General features: G+C 57.6%; 21 protein-coding genes and 1 tRNA gene. 8 read left to right on the top strand and 14 right to left on the bottom strand.

The annotated features are described in order from the left end of the window. The first annotated feature begins 57 nt into the window (after positions 1 to 57). Positions 58 to 852 carry a RecB family exonuclease gene (locus NX84_RS07260; protein ID WP_039675352.1) on the top strand — a complete coding sequence of 265 codons (795 nt, stop codon included), beginning with the start codon at positions 58 to 60 and terminating at the stop codon, positions 850 to 852. Positions 853 to 912: 60 nt separating this feature from the next. Here NX84_RS07260 and NX84_RS07255 read toward each other — a convergent pair whose 3' ends face one another. The 9 genes from NX84_RS07255 to NX84_RS07215 form a co-directional block, all read right to left on the bottom strand. Next, positions 913 to 2,580: a formate--tetrahydrofolate ligase gene (locus NX84_RS07255; RefSeq protein ID WP_039675350.1), complete on the bottom strand. Its 1,668-nt coding sequence runs from the start codon at positions 2,578 to 2,580 to the stop codon at positions 913 to 915. 62 nt (positions 2,581 to 2,642) lie between these two features. Next, positions 2,643 to 3,950 (bottom strand): anaerobic C4-dicarboxylate transporter, encoded by a 1,308-nt coding sequence (locus NX84_RS07250; RefSeq protein WP_039675348.1) that lies wholly within the window; start codon positions 3,948 to 3,950, stop codon positions 2,643 to 2,645. A 413-nt stretch (positions 3,951 to 4,363) separates the two neighbouring features. Continuing rightward, a complete protein-coding gene (gene aspA / locus NX84_RS07245; protein WP_039675346.1) occupies positions 4,364 to 5,887 on the bottom strand; it encodes an aspartate ammonia-lyase in 1,524 nt (507 codons plus the stop codon). A gap of 91 nt (positions 5,888 to 5,978) precedes the next feature. Beyond that, on the bottom strand, positions 5,979 to 6,824 hold the full coding sequence (gene hisG / locus NX84_RS07240; RefSeq protein WP_039675344.1) for an ATP phosphoribosyltransferase: 846 nt from the start codon (positions 6,822 to 6,824) through the stop codon (positions 5,979 to 5,981). A 15-nt stretch (positions 6,825 to 6,839) separates the two neighbouring features. Further along, complete coding sequence (locus NX84_RS07235) at positions 6,840 to 7,103, bottom strand: phosphoribosyl-ATP diphosphatase (RefSeq protein WP_039675341.1); 264 nt, start codon at positions 7,101 to 7,103, stop codon at positions 6,840 to 6,842. A gap of 79 nt (positions 7,104 to 7,182) precedes the next feature. Further along, on the bottom strand, positions 7,183 to 7,884 hold the full coding sequence (locus NX84_RS07230; protein ID WP_039675339.1) for an HAD family hydrolase: 702 nt from the start codon (positions 7,882 to 7,884) through the stop codon (positions 7,183 to 7,185). Beyond that, entirely contained in the window at positions 7,885 to 8,268 is a 384-nt protein-coding gene (locus NX84_RS07225; protein ID WP_039675337.1) for a hypothetical protein, read from the bottom strand. It lies immediately after the preceding gene. A gap of 24 nt (positions 8,269 to 8,292) precedes the next feature. Beyond that, positions 8,293 to 9,552, bottom strand: coding sequence for a cysteine--1-D-myo-inosityl 2-amino-2-deoxy-alpha-D-glucopyranoside ligase (gene mshC / locus NX84_RS07220; RefSeq protein WP_039675335.1), 1,260 nt, complete (start codon positions 9,550 to 9,552; stop codon positions 8,293 to 8,295). Positions 9,553 to 9,624: 72 nt separating this feature from the next. Then, positions 9,625 to 10,449, bottom strand: coding sequence for an undecaprenyl-diphosphate phosphatase (locus NX84_RS07215; RefSeq protein ID WP_174519854.1), 825 nt, complete (start codon positions 10,447 to 10,449; stop codon positions 9,625 to 9,627). 102 nt (positions 10,450 to 10,551) lie between these two features. Here NX84_RS07215 and NX84_RS07210 point away from each other — a divergent pair, with 102 nt between their 5' ends. Further along, positions 10,552 to 11,577 (top strand): NHL repeat-containing protein, encoded by a 1,026-nt coding sequence (locus tag NX84_RS07210; RefSeq protein WP_039675331.1) that lies wholly within the window; start codon positions 10,552 to 10,554, stop codon positions 11,575 to 11,577. A gap of 96 nt (positions 11,578 to 11,673) precedes the next feature. Beyond that, a complete protein-coding gene (locus NX84_RS07205) occupies positions 11,674 to 12,786 on the top strand; it encodes a quinone-dependent dihydroorotate dehydrogenase (protein ID WP_039675329.1) in 1,113 nt (370 codons plus the stop codon). Here NX84_RS07205 and NX84_RS07200 read toward each other — a convergent pair. Together NX84_RS07200 and NX84_RS07195 are read right to left on the bottom strand one after the other, a co-directional pair. Then, positions 12,783 to 13,166: a hypothetical protein gene (locus NX84_RS07200; protein WP_039675327.1), complete on the bottom strand. Its 384-nt coding sequence runs from the start codon at positions 13,164 to 13,166 to the stop codon at positions 12,783 to 12,785. The genes NX84_RS07205 and NX84_RS07200 overlap by 4 nt on opposite strands. 23 nt (positions 13,167 to 13,189) lie before the next feature. Further along, positions 13,190 to 13,765, bottom strand: coding sequence for a YbhB/YbcL family Raf kinase inhibitor-like protein (locus NX84_RS07195; protein ID WP_039675324.1), 576 nt, complete (start codon positions 13,763 to 13,765; stop codon positions 13,190 to 13,192). A gap of 183 nt (positions 13,766 to 13,948) precedes the next feature. Between NX84_RS07195 and NX84_RS07190 the strand changes: the two genes are divergently transcribed. Next, positions 13,949 to 14,034 (top strand) — tRNA-Leu (locus tag NX84_RS07190). 471 nt (positions 14,035 to 14,505) lie between these two features. After that, entirely contained in the window at positions 14,506 to 14,775 is a 270-nt protein-coding gene (locus NX84_RS07185; RefSeq protein WP_039675322.1) for a hypothetical protein, read from the top strand. A gap of 28 nt (positions 14,776 to 14,803) precedes the next feature. Here the strand turns inward: NX84_RS07185 and NX84_RS07180 are convergent, their stop codons facing one another. Further along, positions 14,804 to 15,388 (bottom strand): DedA family protein, encoded by a 585-nt coding sequence (locus tag NX84_RS07180; protein ID WP_428829326.1) that lies wholly within the window; start codon positions 15,386 to 15,388, stop codon positions 14,804 to 14,806. Between the two features lie 67 nt (positions 15,389 to 15,455). Between NX84_RS07180 and NX84_RS07175 the strand changes: the two genes are divergently transcribed. Continuing rightward, positions 15,456 to 16,196, top strand: coding sequence for a TVP38/TMEM64 family protein (locus NX84_RS07175; protein ID WP_039675521.1), 741 nt, complete (start codon positions 15,456 to 15,458; stop codon positions 16,194 to 16,196). Positions 16,197 to 16,233: 37 nt separating this feature from the next. Beyond that, positions 16,234 to 16,809, top strand: a complete 576-nt coding sequence (locus NX84_RS07170; RefSeq protein WP_039675320.1) for a MarR family transcriptional regulator — start codon at positions 16,234 to 16,236, stop codon at positions 16,807 to 16,809. 15 nt (positions 16,810 to 16,824) lie between these two features. On the opposite strand, the gene NX84_RS07165 is transcribed toward NX84_RS07170, so the two are convergent. Then, on the bottom strand, positions 16,825 to 17,673 hold the full coding sequence (locus NX84_RS07165) for a DUF3097 domain-containing protein (RefSeq protein ID WP_039675318.1): 849 nt from the start codon (positions 17,671 to 17,673) through the stop codon (positions 16,825 to 16,827). A 33-nt stretch (positions 17,674 to 17,706) separates the two neighbouring features. Here NX84_RS07165 and NX84_RS07160 point away from each other — a divergent pair, with 33 nt between their 5' ends. After that, positions 17,707 to 18,474, top strand: coding sequence for a hypothetical protein (locus NX84_RS07160; RefSeq protein ID WP_039675316.1), 768 nt, complete (start codon positions 17,707 to 17,709; stop codon positions 18,472 to 18,474). Here the strand turns inward: NX84_RS07160 and NX84_RS07155 are convergent. After that, positions 18,471 to 19,589 (bottom strand): ferrochelatase, encoded by a 1,119-nt coding sequence (locus NX84_RS07155; protein WP_039675314.1) that lies wholly within the window; start codon positions 19,587 to 19,589, stop codon positions 18,471 to 18,473. The two genes, NX84_RS07160 and NX84_RS07155, sit on opposite strands and share 4 nt — an antisense overlap. Between the last annotated feature and the right edge of the window lie 8 nt (positions 19,590 to 19,597).

Here is a 19,597-nt window from a genome sequence, read left to right as displayed (position 1 = left end):
GTCCTGAAGTATGCGCAGCAGGGTTTTCATGAGCCGTGCGCTAGGCTAGGCAACATCATGCCGAAACGACTAGCCCTCTCCCCTTCCCGCGCGTCCGACTACAACCAGTGCCCTTTGCTCTACCGCTTCAGGGCTATTGACAAACTCCCTGAACCCAAGACGAGGGCGCAGATCAAGGGAACGTTGGTTCACGCTGTTTTGGAAAACATGCATAAACTCCCGCGCGAGGAGCGTGACTACCCGGCCGCAGTAAAAATGATTAAGCCCGAATGGGTCTCGATGGTTGAGGCGGACCCGGATCTGAGGGAGCTCGTCCCTGCCGAGGAAGAATTGGACTTCTTCGTCGAGGCACGTGAACTGGTCAAGGGTTATTTCCAGATGGAGAACCCACAGGGCTTCGATGCCCACGAGTGCGAGATGTACGTGGATACGGTTTTGCCCAATGGTGTGCCCGTCCGCGGCTTTATTGATCGCGTTGATGTAGCGCCCACCGGGGAAGTACGTGTGGTGGACTACAAGACCGGTAAGAAGCCTCTTCCCCGGTATTCACACGATGCGCAATTCCAGATGCGTTTCTATGCACTCGTGTATTGGCGGATCATGGGCACGATTCCGGCGCAGTTGCGCTTGATGTACCTCAAGGTGCTGGATTCGATGTTCCTGACTCCGGGTCCTGAGGAGCTCGAATATTTCGAGCGTGACTTGGGTGAGCTGTGGGCGAAAATCGAAGGTGATGGCAAGGCTGGCGATTTTCGCCCCAAGACCTCGAAATTGTGCGGCTGGTGTTCGTTTCAGGACCTGTGCCCGGCCTTTGGCGGTACGCCGCCCGAGTACCCCGGCTGGCCGGAGTAGAACGGTCGAATAACCGCTCTACTAGTATCCACACACCCCCGACCGCACCGGGACCTAAAATTAGAACAGGCCGGAAATCGTGCCATCTGCAGCAACATCGATGTTGTTCGCTGCTGGCTTCTTAGGCAAGCCCGGCATAGTCATCACATCACCCGTCAACGCCACGATGAAGCCGGCACCAGTTCGCGGCTGGAGCTCACGGACATGCAAGGTATGTCCTTCAGGAGCACCTAGCTGGCTTGGGTCGTCGGAGAAGGAGTACTGCGTCTTGGAGATCACCACCGGGTAGTTCTCCCAGCCGTTGTCCTTGATGTACTTCAAATCCTTGAGGGCCTTCGATGAGTACTCAACGTTTTCAGCGCGGTAGATCGTGGTGGCGATGGTCTGGATCGACGCCTCAATGCCCTCTTCAGGATCGTAGAGCTGCTTCGAGCTGCCCTCAGAGAGATTCTCAAGCAACAGCTGTGCAAGGTCGATTGCGCCCTCGCCACCCTTAGCCCAGACATCAGCTTCCTCTAGAGCGACACCGAATTCCTTGGCCCACTGACGCATGAACTCACGCTCTGCGTCCGTATCGCTGCCGAACAGGTTGAGGGCAACAACTGGGGTCAGTCCGAAGCTGCGGAGATTTTCTACGTGGCGCTCGAGATTGACCACGCCCTTCTTCAGCGCGTCAAGGTTCTCTGTGGTGAGTTCCTCGCGCGGCTGGCCACCGTTGTATTTCTGCGAACGAATCGTAGCCACAACCACGGCACCGGCTACATCAAGATCACCAAAGCGGGCCTTGATATCCATGAATTTCTCGCCGCCGAGGTCAGCGCCAAAGCCAGCTTCAGTTAGGACGATGTCACCAAAGCGCATTGCAGTCTGGGTTGCGAGCAGAGTATTGCAACCGTGGGCGATGTTGGCGAAGGGGCCTCCGTGGACGAAGGCCGGCGTCCCAGCCAAGGTCTGTACCAGGTTAGGGTTAAGCGCGTCCCGCATAAGCGCAGTCAAGGCACCCTCGGCATCCAAGTCGCGAGCAGTTACTGGCTCGTGGTCGTAGGTGTAGCCCACCGTGATGTCACCCAGGCGCTTCTTCAGATCGGCGAGGTCCGTAGCGAGACCCAAAATTGCCATGATTTCCGAAGCTGCCGTGATGGTGAAGCTGGTCTCTCCTGGTACGCCGTGGGCAGGTCCACCCAACCCAGTGATGACGTTGCGCAAGGCGCGGTCATTGACATCGACACAACGCTGCCATGTCACGCGACGCGGATCGATGTTGAGCGTATTGCCTTGATGGATGTGGTTATCAATGATGGCGGCCAGCGTATTGGTGGCTGCGGCGATAGCGTGAAAATCACCGGTGAAGTGGAGGTTGATGTCCTCCATAGGAACTACCTGCGAGTAGCCACCACCGGCAGCGCCACCTTTGATGCCCATGACTGGTCCCTGGGAAGGCTCACGGAGAGCGACGATAGCTTTCTTACCGAGTGCGGCGAGGGCATCGGTGAGGCCAATGAGGACCGTCGATTTACCTTCACCGGCCGGAGTCGGCGACACCCCCGTTACGAGAACAAGCTTTCCTTTAGCGGGCGTGTCCTCAATGTGGGTGATATCCACTTTGGCTTTCGTGCGGCCAAAGGGAATCAATGCTGATTCGGGGATACCAGCACGGGAGGCAATCTCAGTGATGGGCTCCAGGTGGTGGGCTTGGGCAATGTCAACGTCTGAAGGTTGAGTACTCATGCCCACCAGTTTAGCGCGGTGAGAGCCCGATTTTTAGCGTGCACTGGCTAAATAATGGCTGGCTAGATAAGGACGGCGCCGAAAAGGTAGCAGAGAACAATCGACAGCACGATGTTCAGCACACCCGGAACGATAAATGGGTGGTTGAAGACTGCCTTGCCGATGCGTGTCGAACCGGTATCGTCCATCTCCACTGCTGCCAGCAGAGTCGGATACGTCGGCAGGATGAACAGTGCGGACACCGCTGGGAAAGCGGCTACAGCGGTCAGCGGGTTGACACCAAGTGCCAATGCGGCCGGCATAAGGGCCTTGGTGGTGGCTGCCTGCGAGTACAGCAGAGCCGCAGCAAAGAAGAGCACGACAGCCAGCAGCCATGGAGCCGATGCGATGATCTCTCCGGAGAGCTCCTGAATATCTTCCAGGTAGTGGTTAATCAGGGAGGTGCCCAGCCAGGCAACACCCAACACGCAGATACATGCGGACATACCGGATTTGAACACCGGGGTATTGAGAACATCACCAGCCGGCACCTTAGTCAGCATCACGATCAGGGTTGCTGCGGTGAGCATCACCGTCATAATGGCCTCATTACGTGGCAAAGTCGGTTCCTCAATGAGTCCAACCTGCGACGAGGTCAGCGTAGCCCACAGCATGACGATGACAATGGCCACGAGGAAGATGATGACGGAAGACTTCGCGCCCTGGCTCGGGCTGTAGTTGGACGCTCCTTGTGGAAGCTTGACCAGACCCTGCTCCTTACGCTGCTGATATACGGGATCATCCTCCAACTCAACACCCGCACGGTTGGCTACCCATGCTGCCGGGAAGATGGCGAGGAACGTAGCTGGAATAAGGACAGCCAAAATCTGGAGATAGCCCACACCCATCGGCTCAAGCAATGATGCCAACAGGACGACTGCAGCAGAAATCGGTGAGGCACAAATCGCCATCTGCGAAGCGACCACGGAAATGGACAACGGACGAGAGGGGCGTACCTTTCCTTCCTTGGCCACCTCAACAATGACCGGGAGGGTAGAAAAGGCGGTGTGGCCCGTACCGGCAAGCACCGTCATGAGCCAGGTAACAATCGGTGCATAGAAAGTGATTCGTTTGGGATTCTTGCGGAGGAATTTCTCGGCGAGATAAACCAAGTAATCCATACCGCCAGCGCGCTGCATGGCAGCGATGGCGGCAATGACAGTCATGATGATGCCGATGACGTCGAAAGGAATGTCCTCGCGCGTAATCGGAACTCCGGTAAGGCCGAGAATCAAGACGCCCAGGCCACCAGCCATACCGATTCCGATGGAACCGATTCGAGCACCCAGATAAATCGCTGCTAGGACAATGAGAATGTGCACAACAACCATGTGTGACTCCAATATTCGCAGCAGTGCTGCGGGACAAGAGGGTAAGTCGCGCCCTACCCGATGCCTGTGGGGTCAAGCACGACAACTGACTGTTTTTATTCTGCCCTATTTGAGCGAAAAAATGCGGACTTAAGCCCGATTGTGTCCACTTACACACCCGTAAGGAGGTCCGGTCTTAGGCCAATTTAGTGCGGAACAATCCCACCCCACCGCCAAAAACCACCAGGTAGCAGTGTCAAGAGTCACGTTGCTCACCCACCCAAGACCTAAGTCAGGTTACACACCCGTAGGGAGGTTTCTCTTTTCCCAAACAACGGAGAAAGGAATCAGCGCCCGCACCGGCCAGCAATGGCGGTGGGGGCGCTGAAGTAGCACAGTTTGACGCCTGCACGTGCGGGCGTCATTACGACAATTTATTCGTCAATGTACAGCTGACCACGGAACTCTGGGTGCATCAGGTTCTCAACAGACAGCACGCGGTTGAGGGTCTCTTCGTCGAGTAGGCCCTTCTCCAGGACCAGTTCCTTGACGCCCTTGCCGGTCTCGAGGGACTCCTTGGCAATGAGGTCACCATTGTGGTGGCCGATGAACGGGTTCAGGTAGGTGACGATACCGATGGAGTTCTCCACGTAAGCACGGCAGACATCAGCGTTGGCGGTAATACCCTCAACGCACTTCTCGCGCAGGGTGTCCACAGCATTGCCCATGATGCGGATGGACTGGAAGAGGGCCTCACCGATAACCGGCTCCATGACGTTGAGCTGGAGCTGGCCAGCCTCAGCAGCCATGGTGACGACGTGGTCGTTACCAAAGATCTTGAAGCAGACCTGGTTAACAACCTCTGGGATAACCGGGTTGACCTTACCCGGCATGATGGAGGAACCAGCCTGACGCGGTGGGAGGTTGATCTCTGCCAGACCAGCACGCGGACCGGAAGACAGAAGGCGCAGGTCGTTACAGATCTTGGCCAGCTTCATGGCGGCACGCTTAATCGTGGAGTGCAGAAGCACGTAGGCGCCGCAGTCAGAGGTGGCTTCGATGAGATCGCGAGCGGTCTTGATTTCCAGACCGGTGACCTCAGACAGAGCGGCGGTGACCTGGTGGCGGTAGCCAGCCGGCGTATTCACACCGGTACCGATGGCGGTAGCACCCAGGTTGATTTCGAGGAGACGCTTCTGGGAATCGCGCAGGATAGCCTGCTCCTCAGCGAGGTTGTGGGCGAAAGCCTTGAACTCGTCGCCGAGGGTCATCGGCACAGCGTCCTGCAGCTGGGTACGGCCCATCTTCAGGATGTCGTAGAAGTCGTTGCCCTTGGCATGGAATGCAGCCTGAAGGGCATCGATACGCTCAATGAGGTCCTCCATGGCGTAGTACAGGCCGAGGCGGAAGCCAGTCGGGTACGCGTCGTTGGTGGACTGAGACATATTGACGTCATCATTCGGGTTAATGATGTCGTAGGCGCCTTTTTCCTCACCGAGGTGCTCAAGCGCCAGGTTAGCCACGACCTCGTTGGTGTTCATGTTGAGTGAGGTACCTGCGCCACCCTGGAAGACATCCAGCGGGAACTGATCCATGCAGCGCCCCTTCTCCAAAATCTGGTCACAAGCCCAAATGATGGCTTCTGCCTTCTTCTTGGGCAGAACGTGAAGGCGGCGGTTGGCCATTGCGGTGGCCTTCTTGACCTGAACCATGCCGCGGATGAAGTCCGGAATGGTGTTGATGGTTACGTAGGAAATCTGGAAGTTCTCAATTGCGCGCAGCGTGTGGACGCCGTAATACGCATTGTTGGGAACCTCCATGGAGCCGAGGAGGTCGGTTTCAGTACGAGTCTTTTTGGTGCTCGTAGCCTTAGGTGCCTTGTTAGTAGCCTTCTCCTCAACCTCAGACTTGGCGGCCTTGGTCTCGGTCTGAGCATCCTTCTTAGTGGACTTTGCCATGATGGCTGACTCCTTGCATATAAATCGAAGAACGACGGTGGTCACCCTTCATCGTAGCCAGGAGTGCGAATAAAATGTTTGGACTCTGCCCCTAAAATCGGGCAATACGGAGATCCGATGCAAGAATTGCTTCCGCTCCTAGCTCGGCAAGGCTGTCCATCACCTGGTTCGCCATTTTGCGGGGAACCATCACGCGGACTGCTACCCATCCTTCACGTGCCAACGGAGAAATTGTCGGACCCGTCAAGCCAGGCGTGACAGCTTCGACGTCTGGGAGATTCGTCTCGGCCACGTTGTAATCGAGCATGACGTAGTGACGTGCGTTGAGGATGCCGCGAATACGACCAAGCACAACGTTTTCTTCGTCTGTCAGTTCCTCCCCCGCGCGTTTGATTACAACAGCTTCTGACGCCACGATGGGGTCCCCGAAAGGCTCAAGGCCCTGCTGGCGAAGCGTGGCTCCCGTGGAGACAACGTCCGCGATAACATCGGCCACGCCTAGGTGGATGGAAATTTCGACCGCGCCGTCAAGGCGGATGACCTCTGCCTCTATGCCATTGGCTGCCAAGTGGTCGCGCACAACATTGGGGTACGAGGTGGCAATACGCTTGCCCTCCAGTTTGTCCACAGTCCATTCCTCGCCTGCGGGCGCGGCATAGCGGAAGGTGGATGCTCCAAACCCAAGGTTGAGTACCTCGTTGAACTTGGCGCGGGAGTCTTGGGCAAGGTCCCGGCCTGTAATGCCGAGGTCAAGTACGCCTTGAGCAACGTAGATGGCGATATCCTTGGGCCGCAGGAAGAAGAATTCAACGCCGTTCTCCTCATCCACGACGTTGAGCGATTTATTGTGTCCGCGGCCTTTGTAGCCGGCCTCCTTGAGGATTTCGAGAGCAGACTCGGACAGGGAACCCTTGTTGGGAACAGCAATTTTGATCATGGGATGTGGCTTTCTCTAGAGGTAGCGATAAATGTCGTCGAGCTTCAGGCCGCGCTTATGGGCCATGACCTGCAGCCAATACAGTAGCTGCGACATTTCCTCAGCGAGTTCCTCGTCGGACTGGTATTCCGCGGCGATCCATACCTCGCCAGCCTCTTCGACGATTTTCTTGCCCAGGTGGTGAATGCCTTTGTCATAGGCCTCAACGGTGCCGGAGCCTTCAGGCCTCTCGGTGATCTTCTGGGACAATTCCTCAAACAGGCTCTCAAAATTCTTCACAAGCGCATATTCTTCCACACCGCTGCATAGAATTCTGCTCTCCGGCCGAAATTAAAGAGCCGTCGTACCCTATTCAGCGTTAGCGCTGGATGCGGGTGAACCAGGAATACACATCGTCTGCAGTAGCACCTACGAGGTGCCGCGCAGAATGCAGGTGGGAAATCTCTGTTGCCTCCGCAGGAACCTCAACGTGGTCACCTTCAGGAAGAGCGATGACGGCACAGCCGGCGTCGACAGCCGCACGCATTCCGGCAGCAGAGTCTTCAAACACGAGGCACTCCCCTGGTTCCAAGCCGAGGCGGCGTGCGGCCTCGGCATACATGTCCGGAGCAGGTTTGCCATGAGGTACCTCGTCACCACAAATGGTGTCCACAAAGTAGCCGCGGCCCAGCGCCTCAATAGCAGAATCCGCCACATAGCGTTCCGTATTGGTCGTCACCATCATCGGCATGCCGTGCTCCTTGAGTTCGCTGAGCAGCTCAGGAACGCCAGGGAAAATTTCGAGGTGTTGAGCAAACAGCGATTTAACGTAGTCAAACATGAGCGTGCGGTAGCGCTCCGTATCGCCCGGCTGCAAAGTCACGCCAGCTTTATCGGCGCAGATATTCAGCGTGTCCTCAAAGGTCGCGCCCACAGTGGCAAGACGCTCAGTTGGCGTGAGGCGGCGTCCCAAGCTCTCCGAGAGATGAAACGTGGCCTCTTCCCACAATGGCTCGGAATTGGTGAGTGTGCCATCCATATCCCAGAAGATTGCGGATGGTCGACGAATCTGCACAGTCAATTAGAAGTCTAGCTCCGGAAGCTGCGAGAGGGCCTCATCGTCGGCGCCTGTGGCAGCCGAGGCAGAGTGAATAAGCTCGGTCAGCTCTTCCTTCTCTTCTGGCTCCAAGACAGCATCGGCATTCTTACGGTTGAAGGCTCCGAGCTTCTCTACTGATGGCTTCACTGCAGCGCTGAGAATCGGACCTTCTGGGTCGTCTGGAAGCTTGTCCAGATTATCGAGGAACTCCTCGATAATCTCCTTCAGTTCCGGGAGGACGGCGGCATCGAAAGGTGCCTCCCAGAACTCCTTCTCATCCTCCTTGAGGTAATCGCCGGTGGCGAAGGATTGAAGGTTAGAAATGAACTCGTCAACGGTGGGCTGGAATTCTGCGCGAATGCTCATGAGCTAGATAATGCCTGAAGATCTCTAGAGGCGCACGCCCAACAGAGAATTAACTGCTGTGCGGATAAGTGAGGCAGCGTCTGCAGTGCTCTCTTCGCTGGTATCAGCTCTTTCATTGATTGCCTCAGCTGCCCAGGCGTCAAGGGTTTCAAGCGCTCGTGGGGTGTCGAGATCGTCGGCCAAAGCTGCTCGCACATCCTGAATTACCGTCTGCACGGACTCCACGGAGCCGGGGCTCTTTGCGGCAGCACGCCAGTGCGTCACACGCTCTTGAGCGGCACTAAGCACATCATCAGACCAGTCCCGATCGCCGCGGTAGTGGCCGGCATACACACCGAGACGGATCGCTGAGGGGTCCACGCCAGCTTCGACTAGCTTATGCACGAAGACGAGGTTTCCCAAGGACTTCGACATCTTCGTGCCGTCTAGTCCAATCATGCCGGAGTGGACGTAAACCTGCGCCATGCGCTCTACCTTGAGTGCAGCTTCTGCGTGGGCTGCAGAGAACTCATGATGCGGGAACTTCAGATCAGAGCCACCGCCTTGAATAGTGAAGGTGGAACCTAGGCGGTTAGTGGCAATAGCCGAGCACTCAATGTGCCAACCCGGGCGGCCAGGACCGAAGGGGGAATCCCAGGCAGGTTCTCCTTCACGGTGCGCGCGCCAAATCAGAGCATCAAGTGGATCTCGTTTACCGGGGCGGTCGGGGTCACCGCCACGCTCGGCAAAGAATGTCTCCATTTGCTCACGGGAATAGTTCGACTCATAGCCAAAGTTATCCGTGGCCTCGATTGACGCGTAGACATCGGGGAATTCCGGATCATCGACCGTATAGGCCGCGCCGACGTCGAGAAGCTTCTGCACCATCACCGTAATCTCATCAATAGCTTCCATCGCACCGATGAAATGCTGCGGTGGGATCACAGACAATAGCTCCATATCGGAGCGGAAGAGATTAATTTGAGAAGTACCCAACTCGCGCCAATCCACGCCATCGCGCTCAGCCCTCTCGAAAAGTGGGTCGTCGACGTCGGTGATGTTCTGTGCGTAGTTGACCTTATAGCCGTTGTCCAGCAGCTGGCGATAAATAAGATCAAAGGTGAGGTACGTTGCTGCATGGCCCAAGTGAGTGGAATCGTACGGCGTGATGCCACAGACGTACATGCTGGCGGTATCGCCATTGATATCTACCTTTGAGACAACCTCATCGGCCGAATCATAAAGGTGAAGCGGGACGGGAGTGCCAGGAACAGAATCGACGTGCGGTGTAGGCCAAGAATGCATGCCCACAATCCTAACGCGCACCCCACTCTGATGACACGACCGCGGCTGTCGAACCTTGCTTTGGGGCGAACTTTAGGGCGCGAGCACTCCCAGTGCCAGCAAGATCATGACGATGATGCCGACTGGGATACGGTAAGCCGCGAACCATTCGAAGGAGTGGTTGCCCACAAACTTCAGCAACCATGCGATGGAGGCGTAGCCGACGATGAAGGCAATACCCGTTCCCACGAGCAATTGCATACCAGTAGCGGATTGACCAACGGTGGGGCCGAAGGCGTCGCCCAGCGAGAAGAGCCCGGAAGCCATCACCGCCGGAATAGCCAGAAGGAAGCTGAAACGGGTAGCTACTTCGCGGTCAAGGCCAAGGAAAAGGCCACCAGAAATCGTACCGCCGGAACGGGACACACCGGGGATAAGCGCAAGGCACTGGCACAGGCCCATGACGATGGCATCACGCATGGTTAGTTCCTCAAAGCTGCGCGTCTTTTTACCCATACGCTCAGCCGCGATGAAGACGAAGGAAAAGAGCACCAACATAGAAGCCGTGATCCATAGATTGCGGAGGTTGTCACGGATTAAGTCTTTGCCAAGGACGCCAAGAATGCCAATAGGAATGGAGCCGACGATGACCATCCACCCCATGCGGTAGTCCTGACCACGCTTGTCTTTGTTGGCAAGGCCAACGAACCAACCTTTGAGGATCTGCCAGATCATGCCGGCAAAATACACGATGACGGCAAGCTCGGTACCGAGCTGAATGACGGCGGTAAAGGAAGCGCCTGCGTCCTGCCCCCAGAAGAGCGTAGAGACGATGCGCAGGTGGCCAGATGAGCTCACGGGCAAGAATTCAGTAAGGCCTTGGACAAGGGACAGGACAATGACCTGCACCCATGTCATGGCGTCAGAAGCAGCTGTTGTAGTCACTCGCGACAGCCTACTCGTCGCACGTTCGGCTTCCGGTTTGCACCACGCTGGCTGCTAGGATGAGGAATCGTGAAAATGCGTCGAGTTTTGCTTTCTTGTGCCCTTCTCACCAGCGCTTCTGCCCTCGCAGCGTGTGATCCCACGGTGGGAGTAGGAGGAGATCCCGACTCGGCCGTCTACGGCCAAGCAGAGCCTGCCGACTCCCCTGCTACGCAGGACCCGGCTGGCAAGGTCGTGGATTTCGACAAGGTCACTGACTCCGCTGCGTTAGGTGACGTTCTCGCAGTCCGCACCGCAGAAGCCCTCACGGTAGGCACTCAGGCTGACTTTGAGTCGGATAAGGCGGCGCGCGTGGACATCGATAAGCACTGTGGAGACCTCACCGCATCCCCCTCTCATTTTGCCGTAGCCTGCGGGGACAAGGTTCTTCTCATTGATCCACAGCAGCCAACTTCTCCGCAGGAACTCGCGGTGGATGAGGAAGCACCAGTGACAGTTGCCGCCGAAACCTCTACCGGGGAGATCTTCGTGGGCTCGGCGGATTCTAGGACAGTGGGCGTCTACAAGGATGACGAGCGAACCGGCACTATCAAGGTAGAAGCAGGCAGTGACCAGCTTATTTCCGTGCCTAATCCGGATGGGGCGGATGGCGTCGTTCGCGTTCTGCGCCAGGACTCCACAATCCAATCCCTGGATTGGGAGAAGGACCGCGCCGGTGGCCGTCTGCGCGTGGGCCAGGGTGTTGGTCAGATTGCCGGCGGTGACGGAGCGGTGGTCGTCGCTTCGGATACCGTGGGCAAACGTGTGGCCATCTACACTGCGAGCGACGTCATCCGTCTCCACCAATTCGGCAACACGGAGGGCACGCCCTGGGCTGTAGCCTGGGACAATGAACGGGAGTTGGCCTGGGTCACCACCACTGACAACAACCTGCTTCATGCCTACACCGTCTCCTCCGGGGTGCCAGAACTCGTTGGAAGCATTGAAACGGTAGCTGGCGCGGAGAACATCGCCGTGCTTGGCGACGGCACACTGGTCACTGCTTCCGCTAGCGGTGACGGGCTGCAGTTCATCAGCGATCCGGAGCTAGACGGCTCCTAGGCGCTCCTAGGCACTGAGTCACTGAGACACTGACCGCAGTTATCCCATTCCATCACTTACTCTTCCACCAGGCACTAAGGACTAGAAGGACTTTTCATGCAGTATTCCGCGCTCGACCGTGCTCGCCACGCCGCGTATCAGGTTGCTCTGAAGGGAATGTTCCGGCTGAGCCCGGAGCGCATCCACGGCATCATCAACATGGGACTTGCTGGCCTGCAGGCAGCTGGCCCCGCTAACCGGTTGTTGGCGAAGGTGCTCCCAGTCAATGATCCCATGCTGGAACAGGAAGTATTCGGTGTGCGGTTCCCTCGCCCACTGGGTCTTGCTGCTGGTTTCGATAAGAATGCCTCCTCACCAGATGCGTGGGCACCGATGGGCTTCGGCTACGCGGAATTGGGCACTATTACGCCGAAAGCACAGCCTGGAAACCCAGCTCCACGCCTATTCCGACTCAAACCGGACAAGGGGATCCTTAACCGCATGGGCTTCAACAATGAGGGAGCTCTCCATGCCGCGCGCAACCTGCGCAAGCGCCGCTACAACGACGTCATCGGCATCAATATTGGTAAAAACAAAGTGACCACCCCTGAGCACGCCGTGGACGATTACCGTCAGTGCGCGTCGGTCCTTGGGGACCTAGTTGACTTTGTGGTGGTCAATGTCTCCTCCCCCAATACTCCTGGTTTGCGTGACTTGCAGGCGGTGGAGTCATTGCGCCCGATTATGGAGGCAGTCGTGGAATCCACGTCCCGCCCCGTCTTGGTGAAGATTGCGCCGGACTTGTCGGACGAGGATATTGATGCGGTGGCTGATATGGCTGTCGAGGTTGGCCTCGCTGGCATCGTGGCAACCAACACGACGATTTCTCGTGAGGGCCTTCGCACACCTGCTGATGAGGTAGCGGCGATGGGCGCCGGCGGTGTGTCGGGACCTCCGGTCGCTGCGCGTTCTCTGGAGGTGCTCAAGCGCCTCAATGCCCGCGTGGGCAATGAGCTCGTTCTCATCTCCGTGGGCGGCATTTCCACCCCTGAAGAAGCCTGGGAGCGTATCAGCGCTGGCGCTTCGCTGCTGCAAGGTTATACCGGCATGATTTACGGTGGCCCGGACTGGATTCGCGATATTCACCGTGGCATTGCGCTCCAGCTGCGCAATCACGGTCTACGGAATATTTCCGAGGCCGTGGGGTCCGGCTTGGGATGGATTGATTAATGCACTGTGCGGCGGATGACCGCCGCACACAAACCTGCGCCCGCGGCGTAGAGGAAGACCACGTACTGCCCCACTGTGGTGAGAACCGTGCTCGGTAGAGCTCGGCTCGCCACGATCAGGACGAGGGCAAGCACGAGCGCAATGATTTGTTCGCGGCTCCCGCGCTGATCGCGCCGTTGCGTGCTGAATGCGCCGACGAGAAGCGCTGCGCCCACAATGGCGAGGCGCCGCCATGTCCACTCAAAAGTGGCTCCCCATCCGTCGGTAAAAATGGAGACCAGCCCGAAGAGTGCTAGCACGGCGGCCAGCAAGGTAAAAGCGCCACCTACTCGTAGGCCGGCGGGGATGGCTACTCCGTCGGTTTCGGGATGATTAGTCATTCTGATGAGTGTAACGGGGCGAATTAGTGAGCCTCGTACCAGCCCCAGGTAACCGCACGGCCCAAGGTGTGGAAGAAGAGGTTGAAGCCCAGCACGGTGGGCGTGGAGTCAGGATCAATATCGAGCTTTTCTACATCCACCGCATGGACGGCGAAAAGGTAGCGGTGCGGGGCATGGCCAGCCGGCGGCTGGGGGCCATAGTAGACACGCTGGCCGGAGTCACCGCGCAGGCTAATGACGCCTTCATGTCCCAAGTCCTCAGCGGATCCAGCCCCCGTGGGGAGTTCACGAACATCCGCAGGGATGTTGAAGGCCGCCCAGTGCCAGAATCCGGAACCGGTCGGCGCATCTGGGTCAAAACACGTCACAGCAAAGGATTTCGTTCCTTCGGGTACCTCAGTCCAGGACAACTGTGGGGACACATTCTCTGGCGCACGGAACTTCTCAGCAATCTCCGTTCCTTCTTCGATATCGGTAGAGGTCACGGTAAACGCTTCTACCTCTCCCAACGGGGCGTAGGGATCCGGCCCCGGGAAGCGGGAGTCCGCCGCATAGCTCGGTGTAGCGCTTGCAGTCTTGTCAGATGTGTTGCTAGTCATACCTCCTTTCTACTGGACAGAACTTTTGTCCGCAGAAGATTTGCTCACTATCAACTTTCATCGGTGTGTTTTAGCACGCAATAGGACGCAGAAAAATTCAGGATGACGTCGCGATTTGTGTACTGCAGGCCAATCGGGATACAGTATGCGAGTGCCCAGCCGAGAGGCTGAACAAACACCCTAGCCCGGGTGGCGGAATGGCAGACGCGCTAGCTTGAGGTGCTAGTGTCCTATTAACGGACGTGGGGGTTCAAGTCCCCCCTCGGGCACACTGTGAAATCTCGAGACATCGTTCCGGTCGGTGTCTCGAGATTTTTCGTTCTCAGAGCCGAGGCCAACACTTAGGCTAAAGGCCACATTCACGGTAGATAAGGGCCAGAAATTTGAAATTTTTCGCTCTTATCTACCGTGAATGACAGTGACAGGTGTGCGAGCCCTAGGGCTGTCGGCTGGAGCCCGAAAATCGACATTCCTAGAACTTCTTCTGAAAGCGCTAGAAGCAGCAGAGCTGGGCCTCACAAGGGCATATTTTTAGCAGCCGTCTCTTCGGTGTGGAAAGCCGCAGAGGATCGATGGCTCCGATCCAGAAACCCCCTCGGGCACAAATTATGGCCCGTGCCTCACTGAGCCATAAGAGATTTAGTAGGGCGCGGGGTTTCTGTTTGCAGGTACAGTGGGGGCCGTGACATGAGCCACGTGCGCTCTTATCCCCTTTCCACGCGCCCATCAAGGAGTTCTATATGACGGCGACCTTTACGTACCTTGACCCGTTCACCGCCCAGCGCAAGGTTATCGACGCTCCCGAGGGCTCTGAGTATGTCGTCGTCAAGCGTCGCGGTGAGACCGTAGTGGACGGTGAGGTCATGAGCTTCCACGCCACGCACGCAGACGCCCGTGACGCCGTAATGGCAGGGCTTACGGAGGAATTTAAGACGGCAGTGGATAATGAGCCCATCTACGTCACTCACGCTCGCCTGCGTGGTGAGTATGCGCGCTACGTTGAACTCTAACGGCCGCGCCTTGTCGTGGGCGTAGGGTTTAAGCCCGCGGGGTTGTCTGTTCTATTTCTGTGGCCTTTTTCTTGCCAGTGATGTAGCTATGTAAGCCCTTGATAACAATCGGCGCTACGGATATCACCACGATGAGAATCATGATTTTGTCGATGGAATCAGCGATGCCTGGGATGCTGCCGAGGAAGACGCCAATCAGGTTCATGGATACCACCCAGGTCATTGCCCCGCCGACATTCCAACCGACAAAGTTCTTGTAGGGCATGTTTGCTGTGCCAGCGGCAACTGGGATGTAGGTGCGCACGATGGGCACGAAACGGCCCAAGACGAGCGCGAGGGGGCCGTGCTTGCGGAAGAAATCCTCGGCTGAGCGCAGGTATTCCAGATTGAGAACCTTCGCGTCCTTTTTAAAGAGGCCACGCCCGAAGCGATGCCCAATCCAAAAGCCCACCTGGTCACCAACAATTGCGGCGGCCATTCCGGCAATGAGAAGGACCCAGATTGACACCTGCAACTCTTGGCGCAGGGTCGCGGCCATGACAAGGAGAGAGTCGCCGGGCAAGAATGGGAAGAAGAATCGAAAGTGGCTACCCCAGCAACTTGTTTCCAACACCACAGGAAGCTGCCAGCTACCAGCTCAGATGTGGGCCACGGGACGAGCAGCGCTAGGCTTATTGCTCATGGGCTCACGGTGGATTCACAACGCAGGAGACTTCCTAAGATCGCTTGGATGTGCCGCGTGGAACAGCGTGCGTGCTTGGTCATGGCGGCGTTGGATTCTCGTAAGTGTCGGCTGCGTGACACTCATTGCAGCGGCCGTGCTTGTCGACGTCCCCGATATCGCCGCCCTACGCCAGTGGTCGGAACACCTCGGCCCGTGGTTTGTCGTTGCCTTTACTGCCGCCTACGTCCTCTTCACGCAATTCCCCATCCCGCGCACCGTGTGGACAGTTGCCGCTGGCCTTCTCTTTGGTCCGTGGCTGGGGCTTGGAGTGTCGCTTGTAGCCCTCACGATGTCCGCGACGCTGTCACTTATCGTTGTTCGCAGTCTTCTAGGTGAGTGGATTCGCCCTCACTTGAGCCATCCAGCGGTTTTCACGATCAATACCCGCTTGGAACGGCGTGGCTGGTTGGCCATTGCCTCGCTTCGCCTCGTCGCAGGAGTTCCCTTTTGCTTAGTAAATTATGTTGCGGCGCTTACCCCTATTCCCATCGCGCATTTTGCTCTGGCGACTCTTATCGGCTCGATCCCCACAACGGCTATTGGCGTGTTCTTTGGTGATGCCCTTGCTGGGCATGCTGATCCCCTCACTATTGTGGCGCTTCTTGTAGCTGCTGCGCTCGGCGTGGCTGGCCTGGTGCTCGACACGCGCCTTCCCGCAGGACCCACCATGAACACTCAGGTCAAGTACAAGGAGTAGACTGAGGCTTGTTTCTTGCCGGAAGGAGTCTCCCACAGTGCTAGCAGTCCATGCTCGTTACCGCGGCCGTTCAGTGCGCCGAGCCGAACTGGTGCAGCGTTCCGCCGCTGCCCTATCTACTTTGGAGGGCATCGGAGAGTTTGAAGTACTGGGGGTGGAAGACATCTGTGCGGTGGCCTACTCGGCCTCCTCAGTCTGTGACGTGGTGATGGCCTTGCTGGCTGATGGTGACTGGGCTATTGGCATCGGTGTTATTCCCGGCGACGATGCTAGCGACAAAGAAACTCGCGCCGTTGCTACAGCGGCCGTCAAAGGTTCGGCCCGTGCGGGCCACGTCTACGCGAAGGTCGATCGCCGTGGTCGTGCGGCGGAAGCCAGTGACATTGCCGCCACCTTCGCGCTACTTGGGTTCGTCCTCAACAAGCGCACGATGGAAGGCCGCGAAGCTACGTCACTTGTGCGTGGTGGGCTTAACCAAAACGAGGCGGCTGAAGAGCTCGGCATTTCCAAGCAGGCCATGTCGCAGCGCCTCCAAGCTGCTGGCTGGGCGGCAGAGACTGCCGGATGGCAATTAGCGGTCAATCTCATCGAGCGCGCTAACTCGACGAGCTAGGGCCCGTCCTCTTCTTTACAGTAAATCTTCCTTCGTCAGCTCCGGCGTGGTGACGAAATCCACGAGGCGTTCCACCGCTCCGATGAGGGTTGAATCGAGGTCGCGGAAGGAATTGACCGCGTTGTACACACGGCTCCATCCTTCCTTGGGGTCGGACCATCCAAGACGAGCACAGGTGCCCGTCTTCCAGTCTTCACCGTAAGGAACCTCTGGCCAGGCGCGAAAACCGAGGCGCGCGGGTTTTACGGCGGCCCAAATGTCGATGAAGGGGTGCCCCGTGACCAACACGTGCTCGCCCACCGTCTGTGTGAGACGCGTTTCCTTGGAGCCTTTCACCAGATGGTCTGCCAACACGCCAACCCGACGCCCCGGGCCCGGCTGGAACTCAGCCAAGCGCTCCTCTAAGTTATCGAGGCCTTCAAGGTATTCCACGACGACACCTTCCACACGCAAGTCATGGCCCCAGACCTTTTCCACAATCGCGGCGTCATGGATACCTTCCACCCAGATGCGGGAAGGTGCAGCAACTTTAGCCTCAACATTCTCGACGCGGCGCGAGCCTGAATTGGATTTGCGCGGCGCCTGCTTTTCTACGTAGCGAGTCAGAGTGACAGGTTGGCCCTCCAGAAGAAAACCACCTTTGACTAGGTTGAAGACGCGTTCCGCTCCGTGGCGATCTTCGAGCCGGACCACTGGACCCCATGCAGTCTTGTCGACGCCCATCACAGCACCCACAAAGTCATCTCCCCGGACTTCCACCACCATGCCGGGTTCTGCGGGAACCTCGGAGTACTGCGGTTTTTGTGCGCGTGCGTGTCCGGCGAAAATATCGCCACCATATGGGTCTCGGGGATTGATGTTCATAGCGGTTAACCCTATCGTCTACACTGGCCAGCCATGGATATGCGCGCCGAGGTTTGGTCCCCTGTTCAAAACGTCGCCGTGTGGCTCGGGGCATGGTTGTGGGGTCACGAATCCACCGATGACTTCCTTGATGCCATCACGGAGTTGGGCGGTGAACAGCTTGGGCCCGAGGGAAGTCCTTTTGTCACCCTTCTCGCTCACCTTCGCCGCGAAACGGGGGACATCATTGCCCGCGGTGAGCGCGAACCGCTTGTGCGCCTCATCTTGTCAGGTCCTGGCGAAGCACCGGCGTTGCCTGCTGGCTCGGAGTCTGCTCGTGCAGCCGCCGAAAATCCTGCGGGCGCCATTGTGGTGCGCACCAATGATCGCGATAGACATCTGATTCTGATTCCCAGTTATGCCGACGGCGCAACTATCTGGACTCTCATCGAGGAGACAGACCCACTGCCCGCGCCTGCGTGGCTAAGTCCAGGCGATGCCGATGCACTCTTGAGTCAAGCCACCACTGAATCGGCGGCGCTTATTGAGGCCACCGGGTATAGGAATGATGTTCTCCCTAACCCGCGACTCACGGTGGGAACCCTCAGTGACTTTTACGACACCCCAGGTTTGCCGTCTTCTGTTCCGGCCCGCGCCGCAAAGCTTTTCGCGCGCGCCGACCGCGTCGCCGCCATCATTGAAACGGTGACGGACCGAATCCAAGACCACAGTCTCGATCCGCAATTACTCCGGCTGTGGCGACACATCCGCCAAGCGCGTATAGCCGGAGTAGCCTACGCACTCAGCGACTTTGCCCGTTAGTGCGACTTCTTCAGCGACCAGATATCGCAGCAGCCCTCGGCGCAGGGAGCACCGTTAACGGTGCAGCCTTGGGCCGTGACGTTTCCTAAGGATGCTGGTTCAGCTCCTTGCTCCAGTTCATCTATGAGATCGATGACCAAGGAGGCGAAACGCTGTGATGGGCCGGCCGTCCGTGTGCGATACACGCTCACACCCATCTCATCAGCTGCTTGTTTCAGCTCAGAATCGAGGTCCCAGATAACTTCCATGTGATCCGAAATGAAGCCGATTGGGCATACAACAACGGCCTCAACGCCATCGTTAGTGTGAATTTCCGTGGTGTGGTCAACAATGTCCGGCTCCAGCCACGGAGTAGCTGGGTTACCGGAGCGGGATTGCCACACGAGGTCATAGTCGCCCACTCCAGCCGCCTCAGCGACGAGACGAGAAGCCTCAGCGACCTGGCGGGAGTAAATATGCTTGTCGCCTTCCGCACCACCGACGGCATCGTGTGCCGAGGGAACTGAGTGGGCCGTGAAAAGCATGCGGGTCTTTGGAAGTTTGTCTTCCGGCACGTGTGCATACGCCTCCCGAATCGCTTCTGCCATCTCCTCAACAAACTTCGGGTGGTCAAAGAACTGGCGCAGCTTAGTGAAGGTAATCTCCGGCAGTCCCTTTTCCTCGGCGTAGGCGCGCAGCTTGATGATGTCCTCGTCGTACTGACGGCACGCACTGTAGCCGCCCCACGCTGACGTGGCGAATACCGCGACATTGCGCACACCATCAGCAGCCATCTGCTCTACTGCCTCGGTTCCGAACGGGTGCCAGTTACGGTTTCCGAAGTAAACCGGTAGATTATGTCCGCGGTCTTTCAGCGCTGTTTCGAGATTCTCAATGATCTCGCGGTTCAAAGCATTGAGGGGGCTTACCCCATCAAAATGGAAATAGTGTTCGCCAACTTCTTCTAAGCGTTCGCGTGGGATGCCGCGGCCGCGGGTGACGTTCTCCAAAAACGGAACGACCTCCTCGTTTCCTTCCGGGCCACCGAAAGAAAGAACGAGGAGGGCGTCAAAAGTGGAGGGTGCTCGGCCAGTGCTCGAACCGGCACCGGGGGCAGTACGCTGTGCTTCAGTCATACGGCCCA

Source organism: Corynebacterium minutissimum, from assembly GCF_000805675.1.
In the GTDB taxonomy this organism is placed as follows: domain Bacteria; phylum Actinomycetota; class Actinomycetes; order Mycobacteriales; family Mycobacteriaceae; genus Corynebacterium; species Corynebacterium minutissimum.
This window is presented reverse-complemented; position numbering and strand designations above follow the sequence as displayed.

What these genes read in the sequence shown, in the direction of transcription:
- NX84_RS07260 (WP_039675352.1), top strand. Translation starts at nt 58, where the DNA reads ATGCCGAAACGACTAGCCCTCTCCCCTTCCCGCGCGTCCGACTACAAC.
- NX84_RS07255 (WP_039675350.1), bottom strand. Translation starts at nt 2,580, where the DNA reads ATGAGTACTCAACCTTCAGACGTTGACATTGCCCAAGCCCACCACCTG.
- NX84_RS07250 (WP_039675348.1), bottom strand. Translation starts at nt 3,950, where the DNA reads ATGGTTGTTGTGCACATTCTCATTGTCCTAGCAGCGATTTATCTGGGT.
- aspA (WP_039675346.1), bottom strand. Translation starts at nt 5,887, where the DNA reads ATGGCAAAGTCCACTAAGAAGGATGCTCAGACCGAGACCAAGGCCGCC.
- hisG (WP_039675344.1), bottom strand. Translation starts at nt 6,824, where the DNA reads ATGATCAAAATTGCTGTTCCCAACAAGGGTTCCCTGTCCGAGTCTGCT.
- NX84_RS07225 (WP_039675337.1), bottom strand. Translation starts at nt 8,268, where the DNA reads ATGAGCATTCGCGCAGAATTCCAGCCCACCGTTGACGAGTTCATTTCT.
- mshC (WP_039675335.1), bottom strand. Translation starts at nt 9,552, where the DNA reads ATGCATTCTTGGCCTACACCGCACGTCGATTCTGTTCCTGGCACTCCC.
- NX84_RS07215 (WP_174519854.1), bottom strand. Translation starts at nt 10,449, where the DNA reads ATGACATGGGTGCAGGTCATTGTCCTGTCCCTTGTCCAAGGCCTTACT.
- NX84_RS07210 (WP_039675331.1), top strand. Translation starts at nt 10,552, where the DNA reads ATGCGTCGAGTTTTGCTTTCTTGTGCCCTTCTCACCAGCGCTTCTGCC.
- NX84_RS07205 (WP_039675329.1), top strand. Translation starts at nt 11,674, where the DNA reads ATGCAGTATTCCGCGCTCGACCGTGCTCGCCACGCCGCGTATCAGGTT.
- NX84_RS07200 (WP_039675327.1), bottom strand. Translation starts at nt 13,166, where the DNA reads ATGACTAATCATCCCGAAACCGACGGAGTAGCCATCCCCGCCGGCCTA.
- NX84_RS07195 (WP_039675324.1), bottom strand. Translation starts at nt 13,765, where the DNA reads ATGACTAGCAACACATCTGACAAGACTGCAAGCGCTACACCGAGCTAT.
- NX84_RS07185 (WP_039675322.1), top strand. Translation starts at nt 14,506, where the DNA reads ATGACGGCGACCTTTACGTACCTTGACCCGTTCACCGCCCAGCGCAAG.
- NX84_RS07175 (WP_039675521.1), top strand. Translation starts at nt 15,456, where the DNA reads ATGGGCTCACGGTGGATTCACAACGCAGGAGACTTCCTAAGATCGCTT.
- NX84_RS07165 (WP_039675318.1), bottom strand. Translation starts at nt 17,673, where the DNA reads ATGAACATCAATCCCCGAGACCCATATGGTGGCGATATTTTCGCCGGA.
- NX84_RS07160 (WP_039675316.1), top strand. Translation starts at nt 17,707, where the DNA reads ATGGATATGCGCGCCGAGGTTTGGTCCCCTGTTCAAAACGTCGCCGTG.
- NX84_RS07155 (WP_039675314.1), bottom strand. Translation starts at nt 19,589, where the DNA reads ATGACTGAAGCACAGCGTACTGCCCCCGGTGCCGGTTCGAGCACTGGC.